Annotated in this window: 1 protein-coding gene; it reads left to right on the plus strand. The window is 66.6% G+C overall.

The annotated features are described in order from the left end of the window. Positions 1–580: 580 nt before the first annotated feature. A complete protein-coding gene (locus AB0B48_RS32125) occupies positions 581–4,012 on the plus strand; it encodes a DNA-directed RNA polymerase subunit beta (RefSeq protein WP_357126527.1) in 3,432 nt (1,143 codons plus the stop codon). Positions 4,013–4,087 lie beyond the last annotated feature (75 nt).

Raw genomic sequence — 4,087 nt, forward strand, 5'->3', positions numbered from 1 at the left:
CCTCGCTCGCCGGCGCTGGACGCACATACGCGACCCGATCCCGGGTTGTCGCGCCCTCATCCGGGTCGTAGGTGAGCACCTCGTTGCCGTAGCCGCCCGCCGTATGTGTGGATCTGGCTGCGACCGGTCCTGAGCTGGGCTCCGACCGTGGGTACCCTTGACCCGAACGAGCGTGGCGGGTCGCCCTCCAGTGGGAAACAAGGGACAACCCGGATACCGGCCCTTGACGCGGCCCGGGGCTGCCAGGCACGCTGACACCAGCAAGACACCGCGCTTGCGACGGCCACGACGTGGGTATGACAGCGACGGCACCATCGGCCGCTGTAACCCGAGCGGCCCAGTGGGGAGTTGCGTTCTGAGCGGCCCGGCAGACCCCGGTTGACGGGGGCCGAGGCGCGCTCCGCAAACAACCTGCGGGGTGGGCTGGACAGCGGTTAGCCTCTCGGCTACACTGCTAGTTTGCGCTGCCTTCCGACTTGACCCCTGCTCGGAAATGTCCGTTTACGGATATTTCTGGTGGGGTCATTGGAGTGCACGCGTACCAGCCGTTCTGCAGCACCGGTCCTCGGAAGGACGCATCTTGGCAGCTTCCCGCCCTGCGAAGACCAGTCGTACGTCGAGCGCATTCGCTCCCCGCCGAGTTTCATTCGGCAGGATCACCGAACACCTCGAGGTCCCCAACCTCCTTGCCATTCAGAACGAGTCTTTCGACTGGCTCGTCGGCAACGAGGCTTGGCAGGGCCGGTCGGCGGACGACCCGCACGCACGATCGGGTCTCGCGGAGATCCTTGAAGAGATCAGTCCCATTGAGGACTTCTCCGGCACCATGTCGCTCTCCTTCTCAGCGCCGCGCTTCGACGAGGTCAAGGCCTCGATCGAGGAGTGCAAGGAGAAGGACCTGACCTACTGCGCTCCGCTCTTCGTGACCGCGGAGTTCACCAACAACACCACTGGCGAGATCAAGAGCCAGACGGTGTTCATGGGTGACTTCCCGATGATGACGCCCAAGGGCACCTTCGTCATCAACGGCACCGAGCGCGTCGTGGTCAGCCAGCTCGTCCGGTCTCCGGGCGTGTACTTCGACAAGCAGCCGGACAAGACCTCCGACCGCGACCTCTCCAGCGTCAAGGTCATCCCGAGTCGGGGTGCCTGGCTGGAGTTCGACATCGATAAGCGCGACACGGTCGGTGTGCGCATCGACCGTAAGCGTCGGCAGGCCGTCACCGTCCTGCTCAAGGCCATCGGATGGTCGGCCGAGCGAATTCGTGAGAAGTTCGGCTGGTCCGAGCTGATGATGACCACGCTCGAGAAGGACCACATCGCCGGCGCCGACGAGGCTCTGCTCGATATCTACCGCAAGCTGCGCCCTGGCGAGCCGCCGACGCGCGAGAACGCCCAGACCCTGCTCGACAACCTCTTCTTCAACCCGAAGAGGTACGACGTCGCCAAGGTCGGGCGCTACAAGTTCAACAAGAAGCTGGAAGTCGACGTGCCGATCACCACCGGCACGCTGACCGAGGACGACATCGTCGCCACCGTGGAGTACCTGTGCCGGCTGCACGCCGGTGAGGACGGCTACGAGGCCGACGACATCGACCACTTCGGCAACCGGCGCCTCCGTACCGTGGGTGAGCTGATCCAGAACCAGGTTCGGGTCGGCCTGTCCCGGATGGAGCGGGTCGTCCGCGAGCGGATGACCACGCAGGACGTCGAGGCGATCACCCCGCAGACCCTGATCAACATCCGCCCGGTGGTGGCGGCGATCAAGGAGTTCTTCGGGACGTCCCAGCTGTCCCAGTTCATGGACCAGACCAACCCGCTGGCGGGCCTGACCCACCGGCGTCGGCTGAGCGCGCTCGGCCCGGGTGGTCTGTCCCGGGAGCGGGCCGGCTTCGAGGTCCGCGACGTGCACCCGTCCCACTACGGCCGGATGTGCCCGATCGAGACGCCGGAAGGCCCGAACATCGGCCTGATCGGCGCGCTGTCCACCTTCGCCCGGGTCAACCCGTTCGGCTTCATCGAGACGCCGTACCGGAAGGTCGTCGAGGGTCGGGTCACCGACCAGATCGACTACCTGACCGCGGACGAGGAGGACCGGTTCGTCAAGGCCCAGGCCAACGCGCGCCTGAAGGCTGACGGCACGTTCGCCGAGGACCGGGTGCTCTGCCGTCGTAAGGGCGGCGAGACCGAGGACGTCGTCCCCGGCGCCGTCGACTACATGGACGTCTCGCCCCGGCAGATGACCTCGGTCGCGACCGCCATGATCCCGTTCCTCGAGCACGACGACGCCAACCGGGCACTGATGGGCGCGAACATGCAGCGCCAGGCGGTGCCGCTGGTCAAGGCCGAGGCGCCGCTCGTGGGCACGGGCATGGAGTACCGGGCCGCTGTCGACGCTGGCGACGTGGTGGTCGCCGAGGTCGGCGGTGTGATCGAGGATCTCTGCGCCGACTACGTCACCATCCACCAGGATGACGGCCACCGCCGGACGTACCTGCTGCACAAGTTCCGCCGCTCCAACGCCGGCTCCTGCGTCAACCAGAAGCCGGTCGTCTTCGAGGGCGACCGCGTCGAGGCCGGTCAGGTCATCGCCGACGGTCCGTGCACCGACGAGGGCGAGATGGCACTCGGACGCAACCTGCTGGTGGCGTTCATGTGCTGGGAGGGCCACAACTACGAGGACGCGATCATCCTGTCGCAGCGCCTCGTGCAGCAGGACGTGCTCACCTCGATTCACATCGAGGAGCACGAGGTCGACGCTCGGGACACCAAGCTCGGCCCGGAGGAGATCACCCGCGACATCCCGAACGTCAGCGAGGAAATGCTCGCTGACCTCGACGAGCGCGGCATCATCCGGATCGGCGCCGAGGTAGTCCCCGGTGACATCCTGGTCGGCAAGGTCACGCCCAAGGGTGAGACCGAGCTGACCCCGGAGGAGCGCCTGCTCCGCGCGATCTTCGGTGAGAAGGCGCGTGAGGTTCGGGACACCTCGCTGAAGGTGCCGCACGGCGAGACCGGCACGGTCATCGGTGTGCGCACGTTCTCCCGCGAGGACGGCGACGAGTTGCCGCCGGGCGTCAACGAGCTGGTCCGGGTCTACGTCGCCCAGAAGCGCAAGATCCAGGACGGCGACAAGCTCGCCGGCCGGCACGGCAACAAGGGCGTCATCTCGAAGATCCTGCCGGTCGAGGACATGCCGTTCCTCGAGGACGGCACCCCGGTCGACATCGTGCTCAACCCGCTCGGTGTGCCGAGCCGGATGAACATCGGCCAGGTGCTGGAGACCCACCTCGGTTGGGTCGCCAAGACCGGTTGGAAGGTCGAGGGCGACGACGCCGAGTGGAAGCGCCAGCTCCGCTCGATCGACGCGCACGAGTCCGAGGGTGACACCAACGTGGCCACCCCGGTCTTCGACGGTGCCCGCGAGGAGGAGATCTCCGGTCTGCTCGAGTCGACCCTGCCCAACCGGGACGGCAAGCAGCTGATCGGTCGTACCGGCAAGGCGCAGCTCTTCGACGGTCGTTCCGGTGAGCCTCTTCCGGACCCGATCGCGGTCGGCTACGTCTACATCCTGAAGCTCAACCACCTGGTCGACGACAAGATCCACGCTCGTTCGACCGGCCCGTACTCGATGATCACGCAGCAGCCGCTGGGTGGTAAGGCGCAGTTCGGTGGTCAGCGTTTCGGTGAGATGGAGTGCTGGGCGATGCAGGCGTACGGCGCTGCCTACGCCCTGCAGGAGCTACTCACGATCAAGTCCGACGACGTGCTCGGCCGAGTGAAGGTCTACGAGGCCATCGTCAAGGGCGAGAACATCCCGGAGCCGGGCATCCCGGAGTCGTTCAAGGTGCTGCTCAAGGAGCTGCAGTCGCTGTGCCTCAACGTTGAGGTGCTCTCCAGCGACGGTGTGGCCCTGGAAATGCGCGAGACCGACGACGAGGTGTTCCGGGCCGCTGAGGAGCTGGGCATCGACCTGTCCCGGCGCGAGCCGAGCTCGGTCGAAGAGGTCTGAGGTGAGCGGTCGGGGGGGGGGGGGGGGGGGGCCCCCCCCCCCCCCCCCCCCCCCACAACAACACAAACACAAAAA

This window comes from Micromonospora sp. NPDC049089, from assembly GCF_040648775.1.
Lineage (GTDB): Bacteria > Actinomycetota > Actinomycetes > Mycobacteriales > Micromonosporaceae > Micromonospora.